The organism is Chryseobacterium urinae (genome assembly GCF_030518295.1).
Classification (GTDB): domain Bacteria; phylum Bacteroidota; class Bacteroidia; order Flavobacteriales; family Weeksellaceae; genus Chryseobacterium; species Chryseobacterium mucoviscidosis.
Genome location: NZ_JAULSJ010000001.1, coordinates 121347 through 137908, shown reverse-complemented (window position 1 = coordinate 137908; position 16562 = coordinate 121347). Strand labels below are relative to the sequence as shown.

Genomic DNA, 16562 nt, shown 5'->3' with positions numbered 1-16562 from the left:
AATTGAAAAACAATGAATGCTAAATTAGATAATGTAACAACCCAATATAGAAAGTTTAACGAAAATCAGGTACTTACGGATGGGCAGTTAAATGAATTCATAGACTATTTCGAAGATCAGGACAGGCTCTCGAGAACACTTCTCAGCGGTGTAGGAATTGTATGCGGATTTAAATCCACAATTACCAGTTCCGGTCTCATTACAGAAGTTATGGAAAAAATCGCTCCGCAAAAGGCTGAAAATGCTTTGGATACCATTGTGATAACTCAGGGAGCAGGCGTTACCACAGACGGAGATTTAATTACCCTTCGTACAGGAAAAGAAAAATCTTCGGACGTTACCATAGACTTTAATACCAAAAATTACAGATACTTCAGAGAGTATAAAGACAAAGTGAAGTATGATCATTTCCGAATCGGAGAAGAACAGATTCCTTTATTGGAACTGGCAACCGAAGACGAACTGAAGCAAATGAAAATTAAAGGATTAGACACAGGAAGTTTTAAAGATATTAAAACTCTGGAAAAACTGAATGAAAAAATCATCATCCTTTATCTGGAAAGCTATTCTAATGATGAGACTCCTTGTGAAGATGCCGATTGTGATAACACCGGAGCAGAGCAGGTTTCTGATCTTAAAGTGCTTTTGGCAGATTTTCAGTCTGTTTCCGATCTTATGACGAGCGGAAATGCAAAAGATACGCTGTATAAAATTCATAATTCTTACGAAGAACTTTTTGATCGTTTACCGAATATTGAAGCTAAAAGAGTGATTCTTGATCCTAAAGTTGAAACAGCAGACCAGTTAAAAACAAAATTTCGTAACGCCATGGATTCTGTTTCGAAATTGTCCGACGGTTTTGGTGCTATTGCAGATACTTTTAAAATAGATCTTAACTTCAGTGGTTTATCGCTTTTTAATAAACTCAATACTTTATTGTCTGCATCTTCCCCAAGACTGGATGATTTTCAGTACAGATATGATCTCCTGAAAGATCTCATAGATACCTACAACGAAATAAAAGGACTGATCTTACATCTGAATGTAGAATGTTGCCCGACTATTGCTTCATTCCCTAAACATTTGATGTTGGGATATGTCGGAGGTTCTTTGGAACTGGGAGAATATGCTGCTTTCCGTCACGGATTCTATCATTCTCCCATCACAACCCAAGATGATGAAAATTATGAAAGGCTGATGTTGCTTGCCAATCGTTTTGTTCAGAAAATCAAAGGATTTCAGTCGTATGTAGGACCGGTTAAAATTACACCGTCCAATCTTTATGTAAGATTAGGAGAAAAAGCAATCCCATATTATTATAATGTCGATAAGTCTTTACTTGATAAGTGGAATTTCGAAAAGACAAAAACAGACAGAGAAACGTATAATTTAAGTTATCATACTGCGAACTTATCATCAGAAGATCATGTTCAGAATCCTCTGAATTATAATATCGATAACAATGATTTCTATAGAATTGAAGGTCATCTTGGATTGCCTTATGAAACAGCGGTACAGAATATTAATGATCTTAAAGTGAAGTACGGACTGGCTTTTGACGTTAGCGTTTTACTTTTAAATGACGGTAAAAAAACAGACGATGAGCCTGAAGAGCCAAGAAAAGTTTCCATTGAAGAGCTCAGAAATAAATTATTGTCTGTTTCCAATGAGATCAGCAAAGAAACTGGCGATCCTAAAAATGCGCTCCTTAATTTATCGAAACTAGACAGTGATCTTAAATTATTGAATAAAGCTAAATTTGAGACCCCTTCCGGATCATCAGACGACGTTACGATCGTAAAAGAAGATCCCAGAAAAGAAGAAATTTCTACAGAACTTTTAAGCGATTTTTTAGAAAGAAAATCCGGTTTGGAGCATCTTTCCGGTGTAGAACCGGGCGGAACCTTTGTTTTAATCTGCGAATCGGAAGCCAATAATCAGGTTCTTGCAGATTTCTCATTGCCTTATTTATGCTGTTCCAAAAAAGATCCTGTGTTCTTATCATTACCTTCAGGTAAACTTTGCCAAAATGAAAAACCGGTTCTTATGACAATCGTTCCTTTGGATGGTCAGGTAAAAGCATTTGTAAACGGAACAGAAATATCCGCCATTACCCAGACCGGAGGACAAAGTTATTTTGATCCGGCATTGGTTGGCGCAGCTTATCTCGGACAAACCATTACTTTCACAGTTAATGATGATCCTGTGGATACTCAAATGATTGTTAATGAAGTTCCAAATGTTACGGTAACAACAGGAACTCCTGTAAATGGAGAAAACCCTACAAATCCTACAGCAACGGTAACATTTACTGTTTCTGGTAATAATTTAGGTAATCTTGACTATAACTGGAATTTCGGTGACGGTCAGTTAGTTACTGTAACGAAACCAGCTCCTGATGCAAATGGAGTTGTAAATCAATCTCATACCTATAATCTGGTTGCTGGTCAGGAAGATACGTTCAACCCGATACTTTCTGTGAGTAATGGAAGTGAATGCAGCACACAATATACGATATCCCCTATAAAACTGAAAGGTCAGTCACTCGTTCAGTGTCTCTCTAGTCTGGAGATTACCGTTCAGTACAATGAAAGCTTAGGACCATGTCCCGGAAATCACAGATGTAATAGCGCGAAATTCAATTTAATGGCGAACGGAGTGTACAGAATCGGTGGTGTGAACCTGAATAATGCAAGTGAAACTCTTGAAAACGGACAATTACGTCCGAATGGTGAACTTAGAGGACCAAACAGGATTAATACCTTCTTCCTGAGTCCTACGGATGCACAGTCTATCGCAGCCACAGATCTGAATGGGGAAGGGTTTATATCATTCTCTTTAGTATGTGCAGACAATAGCTGTCATGATGGTGTGGCATGGACTACATTAAAACTTGGCGGAGTCGTGATTTATGACGGATGTCCTAGAAATAATTTCTTAACAATTAATCCTTGTACAGGAGAAGTAAAACCATAATAGTATGAAACTGATTGATACATATGAAAAAGACGGAATTACGATTGAGGTAAACAGCTTATTAACTACAAAAGATTCTGTGATTGATATAAAGCAGATTTTTATCCTGAACGATGTGGTGTATATAAGTTTCGATACTGTACAGGACAGGATTCTTATGTCGGAAACAGCAGAGATTTTTATCCGGAAGTATAGGGAATATTTAAATACGCTTACAAAAAAAGTATTTACTGCCCAGTCTTCCTGTAAATGCCAGACTTGCCAATAAGTTCAGTTAAGAATCAGAGCAGTAATTAAAATAACACCTTAGAAATACATTTGTCTAAGGTGTTGTTTAAATCATTTTAACAAATCATTAAAAATGAACAATAATGAATAATCAATTAAATAATATACCGGAGAAATACCGGAACTTTATTCAATTAAGTGATATATCGACCCGGTACCGCAAATTCAGCAAAGGACAATACATTGAATATACTCAGTTCAATGAGTTTTTAGACTTTTTTGAAGATCAGGATCGCTTATCCAGAGTAATGCTTCAGGGGGTAGGTATAGTATGTGGTTTTAAACCTGAGCTTACCTATTCCAATAAAAAACTCAACAGCATAAAACTTTCGCAGGGAGTTGCAGTTACAACAGACGGAGATCTGCTTACCCTGAATAATACGAGTAAGGTAAGCGAAGAGTTATATGTAAGTGATTTAAAGACAATCAGCATTGATAGTAAAGAATATACTCACTTTAAAAAATACGACAATTTCAAGGTAAACTATCCTCCATTTTATGACGAAAACGGAGGACAGATTGAACTTTGGGAGCTGGCAACAGTTCAGGAAGCAACTTCAGATTTTCAGCCTGTTGCTAATTTCTCAAATCTGGAAGATCAATATTTAATGCTCTATCTGGAAAGCTATGAGAAAGAAGTAAAGCCTTGTAGAGGCGTCGACTGTGACAACCACGGAATTCAGCAGATCCGAAATCTTAAAGTATTGGTTACAAACGAACAGGGTGCTAATTATATTCTTCAGAAAGACCGTATTCAGCCGCATCCGTTATTTATAGAGGACATATTAGGCTCGGTAAAGCAGGAACGCGTGATTCTGGAAAGGCTTATTCAGGAAAAAGGAATTGAAACAAGATTTTCCTATGCCGATTTAAAAAATATGTATGCCGATGTTTTAGAAAGAAACGGCTATGGTGAGCTGGTTTTTAGAAAAATCTACGAAATTTCTAAAATGTTTGGACTTCCTGTTGCGGATCATCTTACTTTTAAAAGTGTTTTGGAAGAATGTCTTAACCTTCCGTTTGGTTTTCAGTATGCTTATGATGTGGTAAAAGATTTAACGGCTACGTATTCCGAAATCATCAGACTGCTTCCTAAGACTTTTACGAAGTGTCTTCCCGATTTTGCTTCTTTTCCTAAGCATATGATGTTAGGGAAATTAAATTCAGAAACTCAGCTGGATTCTTCAAGACATCAGTTTTACAATTCTCCGGCCTTGGATGATGAAAAGGCGGTGCAGAGAGTTAAAACATTAATTAGCCGTTTTAATTTGCTGGTACAGAATTTTAAATATCCAAACCGCAATGTAGAAGTCATTGGGAATGATATACCAATAGAAGCGGAATCCGCCATTAAAATCACCCCATCTCAAAAGTCAGAATTCTTAGGGAATAAAGCAATCCCTTTTTATTACAGGATTACAGATAATTTCCTGAAAGTTTGGGATTTTAATAAAGTAAGAACTCCGGCTTTCCGAAATAATATAGGCTATAATTCTGGTCTTTTCTCACAAGAATCTTATGTGAGAAAACCTTTAGGTTTTAACATTGACAGAGCTTCATTTTATAATATTGAGGGACATCAGGGAATGCATTATCAGGATGCATTTGATCAGATAAAAAAAATCAGAGATGAGCAACAGCTCGGATTTGATATCATGCTTTTGTCTTTCAAAGAATTATTAAAAAATAAAGATCTTTCAAAGGCGTATTTTAATGAATATATTGATAAATATTCGGGTTTAGAACATAAACACGGAGTTGCAAAAGGAGGTACTTTTATCATGGTGTATGATCATATTGGGAGAAATGAAGTTATTGTGGCAGATTTCTCGCTTCCGTACATCTGCTGTACGCCGAAAGTGAAGATTAATCTGAGTTTACCTAATACGACTATTTGTGCCAAAGCGGAGAAAATTCCGTTTACAGTATTTCCTTTCAATGGCATCGTAACGGCAAATGTAGATTCTGATCTGGATGGTTGTGTAGAGGTAGTTGACGGATTATACTTCTTTAATCCTGCATCGGTAAGTCAGGAATTGCATAACCAGCTAATCAGTTTTAATGTTAACGGAAAACCTACTGATTGTACTGTAACCGTGATTACAGAACCGCAGGTGAGAATTGTCGTGGAGAAAGTTGATATTCCTGAGTCTGATTCAACAGCATCTGTTGTGAAATTCAAAATAACAGGAGAAAATTTCATGGATTATCAGTATAGCTGGGATTTCCTTGATAATGGAAGTCAGGTAATTCAAAATCCGGATTCAAAAGGTTTTGTAACTCATACGTTTAATAATCTTTCTCCGAGAAAAATTCCGAACATAAAAGTAAAAGTTATTGGAGGCGGATGTGAACAGAATGTATCTCTTGAAAATTGGTACGAAGAAAATCCCATCATTATTAAAGGTATCGTCTTCGAGGAAGGAGGAGACTGCTGTGAAGGACGTATTCCTAAATAAATATCACAATAAGAAAGGGGATCCTTATGCAGTTGAAAGATTAAAAATTCACCCTTTGCTTATTAAATTTAATAACAATATAAAATAAAATAATGGCAACAGAAACATGCAATATTTCATTTAAGGTAGATTACACATCTTCTAAGCCAATAAAAAGCGCAATTGCTTATTATAAAAATAAAAACGGAAGTCCGTCTGATCCATATTCCGAATACAATATAAATCCTATTCCAAGCTCTTCAGACACTGTAAAGCTTCCTTTTATTCAGAATGAAGGTGACTATGAGCTCATTGTAGAATTAATGGATGAAGATGGGGTTATAGCTAAAGGAAAAAGCTTATTTAAAATTGGAAATTGTAATCCTTCAGCTTGTGAAACACCAGTTATTAATAAAGTAGATGTACTTTCTAATGGACAAATCGTGATGGATTATACGGTCCTTAATTTAGGTTCCTGGTCACCAGAATACCAAATAGCAACAGATAGTAGTTTTGCAAAAATCGTTCACTCTAGAGTGGGATTTCAGTACAATCAAATTGAAAATATTCAAATGGATAGCGGAGACATTCCCAATGATACTGTTCTGTATATAAGGGCAAGAAAATATTGTACACCAGCAGGTACGGTTTCAGATTGGTCAAATGTTATACAATTTACATCTGGTACTTATTATCCAGTGTTAATAGCTTGGGATAATGCGGGAACAGATTTAAGTACTCATTATGATAATTCTTCAAATGCATATCTTTATTCGGTAAGAATTTCCACTTATGAAGGTGCAATTAAAGCGACAGAATGGGAATTGACTGATGTTACTTTAGGCTCGGCTTGGGTTTTAGAAAATAACGGAAGTGGAACAACCTCTCACGCTTTTGGATTTGATCCTGTTAATCATAATTATTCGATGCGTTTAAAGGTTACTTATTCTAACGGGAAAATTTTATATAGTAATGTTATTAGCAGAGATTATAAAATTTCACAATTATACTCTTTCGGAGTAAGCTTTCATGATGATACCGCTTCTGCCTGCAGGACAACAAAAGATACTCATCTTTTAGGATTTGATACTTTAACACCCCATATTGGTTCACAATTATATAATAGTAACGGAACTCCTGTAACGGGTGGAAGCTATTCATATATAAAAATTTACAATTATGGTCAGCAAGTTGGAGATAAAATATTTTCTATTACTGGTGCAACAGGTATCTTACAAACCGATATTAGTTGTTTAATAGACCCGTAGTGCATTTGTGTTATATTGAGTAAAAGTTGTGCAAGCTGCTAAAAAGCAGTAAATTGTAGTTACCACACAAACAATTAAATGCACAACTTTAGAGCAAATTACGAGAAAATTTTAGAAGTATTAAAGAAATTAGAATTAGATAGTGAGAATTTTTTATTTCAGATACGAAAACCCAAGTTAACAGATTTAAGGATAATCGCCATCAATCTGACTTCTGAATATATGAGTATTGATAGTGAGCATCAGCTTTTTAGAATCTTACCTGTTGAAATTAAATCACTTATCGAACGAAGCGTTTACAATAGAAGAAAAAGGAAACTGTTTAACCATATGGAAAGGATTAGAAAATTATTAGCAGAAAGGTTTAATGGCTCTGAAAAGTATTTTGTAGTAGACAGTATGCCATTAGAAGTTTGCAAATTATCAAGAAGTTCACGCAGTAGAATATGTAAAGAAACGGATTATGCTCTTCCAAACAGAGGGTATTGTGCTTCACAGAAAATGCATTACTATGGTTATAAACTTCATGCGGTTTGTTCAGCAGAAGATGTGTTTCAAAGTTTGGATATTATCCCAGCCTCAGTACATGACATTCATTATCTGAAAGATATAAAGCAACAAATTGAAAATTGTACAATCTTGGGTGATAAAGGATATTTGTCTGCAGAGTACCAATTAGACCTGTTTACATCGCATAATATAAAACTGGAAGTTCCAATGAGAAAGAACCAAAAAAATTATAAAATTCAGCCTTACATAATACAGAAGTGCAGAAAGAGGATAGAAACTTTATTCTCTCAACTTTGTGACCAGTTTATGATTAGAAGGAATTACGCCAAAAGTTTTTTAGGTTTTAAAACAAGGATACTTTCAAAAATAGTAACGCTCACTATTATTCAAACAATAAACAGAAATGCAAATAGGAATATCAATAATTTAAAAATCAATATTGCCTAAATGCACTACGAGTGTTTAATAGATTAAAAAGCAATAGATATCAAGTGAAATTATAAAATAAGTCCGTTTTCACTCGTTGTGAGACGGACTTTTTATTCTATGATAAAGCTTTCTATCACCTTCTGTTATTTTTACGTCTCGTACTGATGATATTGAAAAGTTTGGCTACATCTTCAAGATGGATTTCAAAATCTTCGTAATATTCATTCAGAGAATGAAGAGTGATAATGCCTCGTTCCACATCATGATTGATGATCCTTTTCACAAGAATCCCTTTTTCTTTGTGTACAATGACAAAATCCCACTTATCATAATGCAGCTTGCTCATCCAGTAATCCTGACGGATATTTCTGCATAAAATAATATCGCCTTCAAGATAACTTTCGTAGGAGCCGTCGTCCATACTGTCGCCACGGACTTCGAAGCACATATATTCGCCGCGATGTTCCACATCATCACTGAAAGGAATCGTGGGTAAACTTTCTATATATTCCTCATCTGCAAATCTGCTCAGATATCCGGCTTGTGCGTATTGGTTCGCCAACGGAACGTACATGATCTTTAGATCCGAATAAGCAAGAGGAGAAGCACTGTTATCCTGTTTCTGCTGCTGTTCCTGCAAAAGATTTTTTACAAAATAAGCAGTGGTTTCCGGTATTTTTCTTTCCCCTTTTTCCCAGTACTGGACGGCTCTCGTACCAACTCCTATCGCCTCGGCAATCTCGGCCTGCTTCATCTTTAATTTCTTTCTGATCTCTTTGAATTCTAAGTTGGTCATTTTGATATGTTTATCGTTATTTATGAAAAAATACGCAAAATATTTTCCTTTTTTATTTTGAAATACGAACATTGTTCGTATATTTGTCGCGTTGTTAAAACAGAATACGGCAAATGTACAAAAATTATCACAACAATTTAATACATATTTGATGCTTTTTAATTTTTTTTGGTTTAATACAGTTTGTTAATCAAATATTTAAAATTGTTTATGTGCTTTTTGTTTACAGACAGAAGATGAAATTTCAATAATAGAAATTACTGTAAAAAGTGCGTTTTTATATTGATATGAATATTTTTGTTATTGATTTTAAATTTTTTTTTCCGAAAAATGTGCATTTTTTAAATTGGTAATGCGAACATTTGCTGTTTTGTTTTAACGACCATAAACACAGACCGTTGAAAATGTAAGACAAAGCTGCTGTTCAGATTATAAAATATCGATTCATTATAACTGTCAGTAATAATTTAAATACATTCCAAAGCGGAGAATCTGAGTTTGCAGAAAGAAATTCATTCTTTAATATGAATTTGTTTAAACTTTTTTAAATAAAGAGCTTCTTGTTGGAAGAAGCAAAGACTCAAGATTTTATTGGTCTCAGATCTTTAGAGGCGCAGGAAAATCCAAGATTTCCAACAAGGATTGATGCTTAATTTTATTGCAGATAAAATTCTTGCGCCTTTGCTATTAAGTTTAAACAAATTGTATATGAAGATACTTTTCGCATACGAAGGAAAATAAAATTCAGGAAGACAGGCCGATGAAACTGCGCCGGAAAACACAGGAAGCCGACTTCTGAGAATTAAAAATCAAACAACATCATTAAACATCTTTTCAGAGGCAGACTTAAGCCTTTGCAGGATTTTATTGACTCAATTGATCAAAAAAAGACACGAAAAATTATTTTATTAAAACAACTTTTAACCTTTTTAAAAATGAAACGTAGTAAAGAACTTGTAGAGAAAAGAAAAGACTTTGTCAACGATTATGTAAAACGCAATCAGGACAAACAAATGAAAGTTATTGTAACCGAGCTTACGGAGATGCTGTTTTTGTCGGAAAGAACCATTTACAACATTATTCAGGAGTAAAACGGAAAAACAAAAGTTATTAAATATCCGCATTTCGTGCGGCTTCCTCAGGACAATCTTTTACAACTGATCCACCATCACAAAAAATTAGAGCCGGAAAATTATATTCTAAAAAGCTTAAGACCAAGCAACCGCACAGTTCAGTGCTTCTAATTCAATCTGCCCATCAGATCAATAAAAGATTGTCTTTTCATTATCCATTTAATTTATAGAGAACAACAGCAAGGTAAAAACTGTTTTACTTTCCGGAACGATGCTTTTGAGGCTAAAGATTAACCTGCAATACAATGGTTTCGAAAGTAACAGGAAGAAATTGAAAATTAAAAATCAGCATTAATAAATTTTGGTAGTCATGGAAAAAGAAGAGAACAAAAAAATTAAAGAAAACTTAGAAAAATTTCAGGATCCCGATAGAGACATCAGTGATCTTATAGACGAGCTGGCTTACCTCAGCGAAAACGAAAACATCGAAACGAGCAGAAAATTTCTGGATGATATGTATATGCTCGATCAGGACGATTAACAACTTAGCGTTGTGAAAAATCAATTTTAATGAATAACAATATGAAGAATGAATTTAGATAGTATAAAAGCCCTCCTCATCGGAACTGCCATTGCATTTTCGGGAGGACTGTTAAGAGTATTGATCTCCATACAGAACAAAGAAAAAAAGAGGCCTTGGGAACATATCATCACCTTAATTATCGTGATTATTGTCGGTTTCACCATGAGCTATGTCATGAAAAGTGCCGAACTCCACAACAAATGGTATTCCACAGGAATATTGTTTGTACTCGGCTATGGCTACGACAAGTTCCTGAAAATGATTACCACCAATCTTCCCAACTGGATTGATACAACCATGAATCTTTACATCGGAAACCAGCCAAACAGACAGCCTGAAGAAGAAAAAGAAAAGAAAGAAGAGATAAAATAAAGAACAAAGAAATCCTTCGAAGCAGGAAAAATATCAAAAACAATTAATTATTGTTGTTAAAAACCAACATCTGAAAACGTCATTACATGAAGCAGGCTAAACTCCTTTAAAATATTATTTGAATCTTGTGTACTAAGCTTTAGGAAAAGTGGGTTTGAATAAAATTGTAGTGCAGTAAGGCTAAAATATAGCTTACCGGAGTATGGGAAGGAGTGAGCATTGATAAAAATGTACTGTAGTAAGCAGTAGAAAAGGTGAGCAATAATAAAGTTGCAGAACAGTAAGCCTTCAATCTAAGACAGTGGAATGTAAACGGAGAACATTTTGTTAAAATTGCTGTACAGTAAACATTCAATCCATAACAATGGAATATAAATATACAATACTGCAATAAAAATACATCACAGTAAACTTTCGGTACAGGACAGTGGAGCGTAGAGAAAGAATACTGCAATAAAATTGCATAACAGTAAACGTCCCATTTAAAATAATCAAGACATTAAAAAATCTTTGATTTTTTAACTTATATGCTCTTTTTTTCATTTAGCATTAAACTTAAAAAAACTAAAGTGTTTAAATTTCTTGCATCTTTTGTGGTAAAGGTTTAAAGTAAATTTCTGTATTACCGTCATCAGAAATCATTTCGGGAAACCACTTACTGCAACTACAGAATCCCCCGCTCCAAAAGAGGTTTATTCTCCTTAAAAATTCTGAATTTTGAATCTGGAATTTCAGCCGGATCAAAAGAAAAAAGCACAGCACTTCCGATTTCTCATCATAACGCTGTTTACACCTTACAGGCAGTGAAATCTTAAATAACTACGTTACCGAGTCTGATTTTCAGTTCCATCAGGTACGGTAAAGCACAGCTTCCATTGTTGTGCTTTACGTGCCTTTTAAACAAAATATAATTAAAAAACACTAAGTCAATGAAAGCAGCAAAACCTGTAGAAAAAGACAACAAAAACCATCATAGCCAGAGCAAAAAGCAGAAGGCTAAAAAACCGGTGGTGGTATCTCTGCCTGTGACGGAAGTTGCTCCTTTAAAAACCCAAAAACCGGAAGAATCTGCAGTTCTCGCAGGATTCGCAACCCCGAATATCAATAAGACAAATGCAAACGGAATTATCGCTCCGGTTCACGGTTCACAGACCATTTACGATCAGGGTTCCGGGATCATGTTTAAAAAACATCAGGAAAGTATGGCAGAAACCGGGGATATCAATCATCCGGATACCCAAAAAGCGGAAAAAGATTATATTTCCACGCTGAATATCAGTCAGGTTAAAGATTATCATGATCTGAAATCCGGAACGTATATGCCAAAAACATTAGAAGAACAGGCAGCAGCTCATCAGGAAAATAAAAAAAATCTGGAAACCAAGCAGCAGATAAAAACAGAAGGCAAAGCCAATGCTGATTTTTCTTTGGCAGACTTGTCCCATTCTCCGGCGACACAACTGGCAGATCATTTTAATGCTGTTCAAAACAACAGTACTACACTTTTACATAACCAAGCCGAGAAAGCCACAACCGGACTTCCAAAAGTAAATGCAAAAACGGGCAGTGCTTTTTCCAGATCTAAAGGAAAAAGTAAAACAAAAGCTAATAAAACAACAGCAAAATCAAGCAAAAAGACGGTTAAATCTGTAAGTCAAAAATCACAGCTGAAAGAAATCTCATTCCCACAAAAAGACCCGCTTAAAAAAGTTGATTATACTTTTAAGACAGCAAATGCAAAGGGAGGTATTGAAAAGCAGGCCCAAAGCCAGCTGGATGCGATTAATCTAAATACTTCTGCAATTCCTGCAACAATGCAGCAAAGCGCAAGATTAGATCTTACGGGAGAAGCAGATCTAGAGCACCTGTCTATCGAGCAGCATGATGTTGCTCAGGATCTCAGCATCAAAAAAGATCATGCAGGACAAGATATTCATAAAGATTATGGTGAGAACGACATTATTAAGAAACCAAAAGATGAAATTCTAAAACCTTCACACAAAATAACTTCCAAGGCAGCTAAAAAGCAGCCTATTAATGCCCTGAAATTGGAAGGTATTGATGAATCCGGAATTAATGCTCAGTTTGCACCTGTTATTCAGACGAAAATAGAGGCAGAGAATGAAAAATATCAGGCAGCCGAACTGGAGCATCACCAAAAAATGCTTGAGCAGGAACAAAATGCCGAAACAAAGATAGGAGAGGAAAAAGATAAATCTCACCAAAATCAGCTTAAAACGGTAAAAGATGCCCAGTCGGATGTTCACAGTTCCAGAGTGGAATGGCAAAATGCACTTGATAAAACGGAGGCAGATTTTGCTAAAAAATCTAATGACTATACCAAAACAACACTTGGGAATATAAAAACGGAAAAGAGCAAAGGCGAAACGGCAGCTCAGGGTCATATTGATACGGCTAACAAAGAAGCTCTCAAGAAAAAACAGGAAGCCGACAAAAATGCACAAGAGAAAAAAGCTGAAAAGAAAAAAGAAAGCGGCGGATTCTTCGGCTGGGTTGCAGACAAGGCTTCAGCATTCATTAATGCGCTTAAAAATGCATTGAATTATATTTTCACCAAACTGCGGGAAGCAGTTAAAGCCATTTTTGAGGCTGCCAAAAAATTAGTTTTAGCTGCACTGGAAATTGCCCGAAAAGCTATTGTAAATCTTATCAAAGGATTTGCTTCATTATTAAAAGGCTTTCTGGATATTGCTTTGGCTGCGTTCCCTGCTATAAGAGACCGACTGAAAGCCAAAATAGATAAATACGTAGCTGCAGCCGAAAAATTGGTGAATCAGGTTTTTGAAGTCTTTAAGAAAGCGGTGGCTGCTATTATTGATTTCATGGCTCAAGCAGTAGATACCTTACTGGGAGCGTTGCAAGCGGTATATAATTTTGTGCTTGATGCGATTAATACGATTGTTTCCGGAATAATTAAAATGCTTGAGTTTATCTTTGATATTGAAAAGCAATACAATCTTTTCAAAAATTTAATAACCGGAATTCAAGAGATTTGGAACGATCCAAAGATTTTAGAAAAATATGTTATTGGTTTTATAGCTCCGTTTATAGAAAAAATACCCGGAGAAGCAAACAATCAGTTTAAAAAATTCTTTGGACAAGCCGGAGTATCATTTGCAAAACATATTACAGGAGTATGGACTTACCTGCAGCCTATCTTGGGTTATATGGCGGGCAATTGGTGGGGCGAAATGAAAAAAATGATATGGTATTTAGTTTGGCCCTTTGCAGAAGGAGGTCCTGTTCGTACAGATGCTCCGAAGTTATGGACACTTATCCCAGAAATATGGAAAAATATTTCTAATAATAATTTTAGTAAAGCTGTTGATGGCGGATTAGCATGGATGCAGACTTTAAATAATGTTGTTGGTGCGTTTTCTGGTTGGATTACCATTGGAAGCGTATTGATTGGAGGTATAATAGGTGCATTTTTTGGCGGAGTCGGAGCAATACCTGGTATTATGGCGGGATTGGAATTTGCGACAGCATTAGGTGAAGGCTTATTAATATCAATGTTAGCAACAGAAGGCAGTATTATAACAAAAGCTGTTTTTGATATACTTACTGTTGATGATGATGGTGTAGAAGGAGAGGCTGTCAAAAAGAAGAGACAAAACGAAAATAATGAAAGCGGGCAAGGTGGTGAACAATCAAAAGATGATAATTCAACGGTTAATTACGAAAGTAATGATGTTGAAACTGGTTATGATCGTTTACAATATGCTTATCAACGTATTGCTAATAGTGGATTTGCATTGGCTATTATTGCGGTGTTCATGGCTTTAGGGGCTCTGGCAACCAGAATAGTAAAAGCTTTAGAGCCTAAATTCTCACCCAAACTTGCCAATTTTAAGGCAAAGATTAAAAATACTAAAGTAGGCAAAGCTTATAGCAAATTCAAAGGAAAAATTATTGAGAAGGGGAAGAAAGATTATCGACCTGAATGGATGAAGGAAAAAGGAAAATCCAGTATTCGGGAGGAGGATGTAAAACCTATCCAAACCGAGCATGGAAAATCTTATGGACAGGCAAAAACCCATGAAGGACATACGGTTACCATCACTGAAAGAGGAGAAATATATATTTGTGCTTCGCCTTGTGCACCCATTCGTGAAAAATATGTGTTGGAATTGGAAGATAATCCTGAACTAATGCGTCAAATTGAAGAGCTTGAAGCGGACGCTATGCTAACCGATCAGGAAAAAGCGGATTGGATTGCGGAAGAAATAGAACCAGAACTTTCGAAGATAAGGAAAGAGAATAAAGCGCAAGTTGAGGAAGATCTTAGTAAAGTTACATTAACCAAACGGCACAGTCCAAAGGAAACAATGCACGAAAGGAATGGGTATAAATTTCCGCAAAAAGAAGATATTACACCAGGAAAACTTCCAGTTGGGAAAATACGTATTGTGGAAGTCAAGGAGATTAGGTTTATGCAATCTTCAATAAGCAATCCTACAGGTGATTATTTTGTACTGGAGAATGCTTACAATTTGTATATGGGTAAATCTTTGCCTGCAAATAATATTAAAATTTGGTATAATATGGCAGAAGATGCCAAAGGATTATGGACGGTTGACCACCGACGGTTAGCAGCTTATAAAATTGCAGGAAGGGAAAATATTAAAATAGAATACATACACCCTGATGAGCTTATGGCTAAAAATACCTTCAAAATGACAACTAAAACGAAAGGAACAGATATGGATATTATTGTATATTTGGATGAGAATGGAAAGTTTATTAAAAAGCCTGAGAAGGGAATGTTCGGTAACAAAGAAACTTGGAAATTAATTGAACAAGAAAACGGAAGCATGATTATTAAAAACCAACAAGGAAAAATAATACCTATAGAAGAAATAAAAAATTATTTACCAAATGAAAAATAAAATATTAGAAGAGTTTGATTCTATCATTTTAGACAGTTCTCAAATTAAGTATAGTGATGATACCATTGATGAAGCAGAATTACTAAATCAATTTCATATAAGAGCATTTATAAACGGCTTAGAAAGGGAATATCTTTTTTATGAAGTTTTAGAAGCAACACAAGATATCATACCCAAAACAAAACCTATAAGCAACCAGTTGGTTTTAGTAGAGAATAACGATTGGATTGATTCATACATACAAAACAGAAAGGGAAAGTATTCAATAGAAATTAAAGATTTTTCAGTATTTAAACATTATATTTTCTACATAGAAGATTATGAGTTTAATATATTAGCTGAAGGATATAATATGATAAATAGGTTTTTCGAAATATTTAGAAAATACGAATCCATGAAAAATTTAATACTATGAAAGCACAAGCAGTATTTCCATTTCTTACAGAAGGATACGAAATGTATAGAAACAAAACTATAGAATATTATCATAGCTCAAAAAAAGCGTTTACAGTATTAAATGTGTATGATAAAGATCAGGAAAAATCAGTAGTTGTGGGGATTCTTTTTTATGAAGTAAAAGAATTAAGCCAAAAAGTTAAGACTGGTTTTTTGTATGATGAATTTGGAATAAGATCTGATGATGGAATGCTTGAATGTCTATATTCCATTGAGAATGAAGAAGGAACTCAAACATTTTTACTGAACCTTGGAGACAATGTAGCTATAATAAAGGCAAAATCAGTAGAGTTGGTAACAGAAGATGTTTATGCGGTAGGATAAAATAATATTACAAATTTTCAAATATGTAATAAGTTTTAAAAAGCACTTTTATTTTGAATAAAAGTGCTTTCTTGCTTGTGCAAAATATTTGAAATGAAACCATAAGGAAAGCAATATCCATATGAAAAAAAATGATTAC

At 34.9% G+C, this 16562-nt stretch carries 12 protein-coding genes; 11 read left to right on the top strand and 1 reads right to left on the bottom strand.

Annotated elements, in window-relative coordinates; translation table 11 throughout:
* Positions 1 to 12 precede the first annotated feature (12 nt).
* The 5 genes from QWT87_RS00590 to QWT87_RS00570 all read left to right on the top strand — a co-directional run bounded on the left by QWT87_RS00590 (position 13) and on the right by QWT87_RS00570 (position 7927).
* Positions 13 to 2976 (top strand): PKD domain-containing protein, encoded by a 2964-nt coding sequence (locus tag QWT87_RS00590; protein ID WP_302712646.1) that lies wholly within the window; start codon positions 13 to 15, stop codon positions 2974 to 2976.
* 4 nt (positions 2977 to 2980) lie between these two features.
* Positions 2981 to 3244: a hypothetical protein gene (locus QWT87_RS00585; protein WP_214590336.1), complete on the top strand. Its 264-nt coding sequence runs from the start codon at positions 2981 to 2983 to the stop codon at positions 3242 to 3244.
* 103 nt (positions 3245 to 3347) lie between these two features.
* The gene (locus QWT87_RS00580; protein ID WP_302712645.1) at positions 3348 to 5723 is read left to right on the top strand and encodes a hypothetical protein; all 2376 of its coding nucleotides are present in this window, start codon (positions 3348 to 3350) and stop codon (positions 5721 to 5723) included.
* Between the two features lie 92 nt (positions 5724 to 5815).
* Positions 5816 to 6970 carry a hypothetical protein gene (locus QWT87_RS00575; RefSeq protein WP_185205231.1) on the top strand — a complete coding sequence of 385 codons (1155 nt, stop codon included), beginning with the start codon at positions 5816 to 5818 and terminating at the stop codon, positions 6968 to 6970.
* Between the two features lie 78 nt (positions 6971 to 7048).
* On the top strand, positions 7049 to 7927 hold the full coding sequence (locus tag QWT87_RS00570; RefSeq protein ID WP_302712642.1) for an IS982 family transposase: 879 nt from the start codon (positions 7049 to 7051) through the stop codon (positions 7925 to 7927).
* Positions 7928 to 8042: 115 nt separating this feature from the next.
* Here QWT87_RS00570 and QWT87_RS00565 read toward each other — a convergent pair whose 3' ends face one another.
* Positions 8043 to 8705: a S24 family peptidase gene (locus QWT87_RS00565; protein WP_302712640.1), complete on the bottom strand. Its 663-nt coding sequence runs from the start codon at positions 8703 to 8705 to the stop codon at positions 8043 to 8045.
* Between the two features lie 935 nt (positions 8706 to 9640).
* Here QWT87_RS00565 and QWT87_RS00560 point away from each other — a divergent pair.
* The 6 genes from QWT87_RS00560 to QWT87_RS00535 all read left to right on the top strand — a co-directional run bounded on the left by QWT87_RS00560 (position 9641) and on the right by QWT87_RS00535 (position 16423).
* Complete coding sequence (locus tag QWT87_RS00560) at positions 9641 to 9796, top strand: hypothetical protein (RefSeq protein WP_157967284.1); 156 nt, start codon at positions 9641 to 9643, stop codon at positions 9794 to 9796.
* Between the two features lie 352 nt (positions 9797 to 10148).
* Positions 10149 to 10319 (top strand): hypothetical protein, encoded by a 171-nt coding sequence (locus QWT87_RS00555; RefSeq protein ID WP_157967283.1) that lies wholly within the window; start codon positions 10149 to 10151, stop codon positions 10317 to 10319.
* 48 nt (positions 10320 to 10367) lie between these two features.
* Positions 10368 to 10733: a hypothetical protein gene (locus QWT87_RS00550; RefSeq protein WP_076394835.1), complete on the top strand. Its 366-nt coding sequence runs from the start codon at positions 10368 to 10370 to the stop codon at positions 10731 to 10733.
* A gap of 1202 nt (positions 10734 to 11935) precedes the next feature.
* The gene (locus tag QWT87_RS00545; protein ID WP_302712635.1) at positions 11936 to 15643 is read left to right on the top strand and encodes a hypothetical protein; all 3708 of its coding nucleotides are present in this window, start codon (positions 11936 to 11938) and stop codon (positions 15641 to 15643) included.
* Positions 15633 to 16058, top strand: coding sequence for a hypothetical protein (locus QWT87_RS00540; protein ID WP_302712633.1), 426 nt, complete (start codon positions 15633 to 15635; stop codon positions 16056 to 16058). The genes QWT87_RS00545 and QWT87_RS00540 overlap by 11 nt, the downstream gene beginning before the upstream one ends.
* Entirely contained in the window at positions 16055 to 16423 is a 369-nt protein-coding gene (locus tag QWT87_RS00535; RefSeq protein WP_302712631.1) for a hypothetical protein, read from the top strand. Before QWT87_RS00540 ends, QWT87_RS00535 begins: the two co-directional genes overlap by 4 nt.
* Positions 16424 to 16562 lie beyond the last annotated feature (139 nt).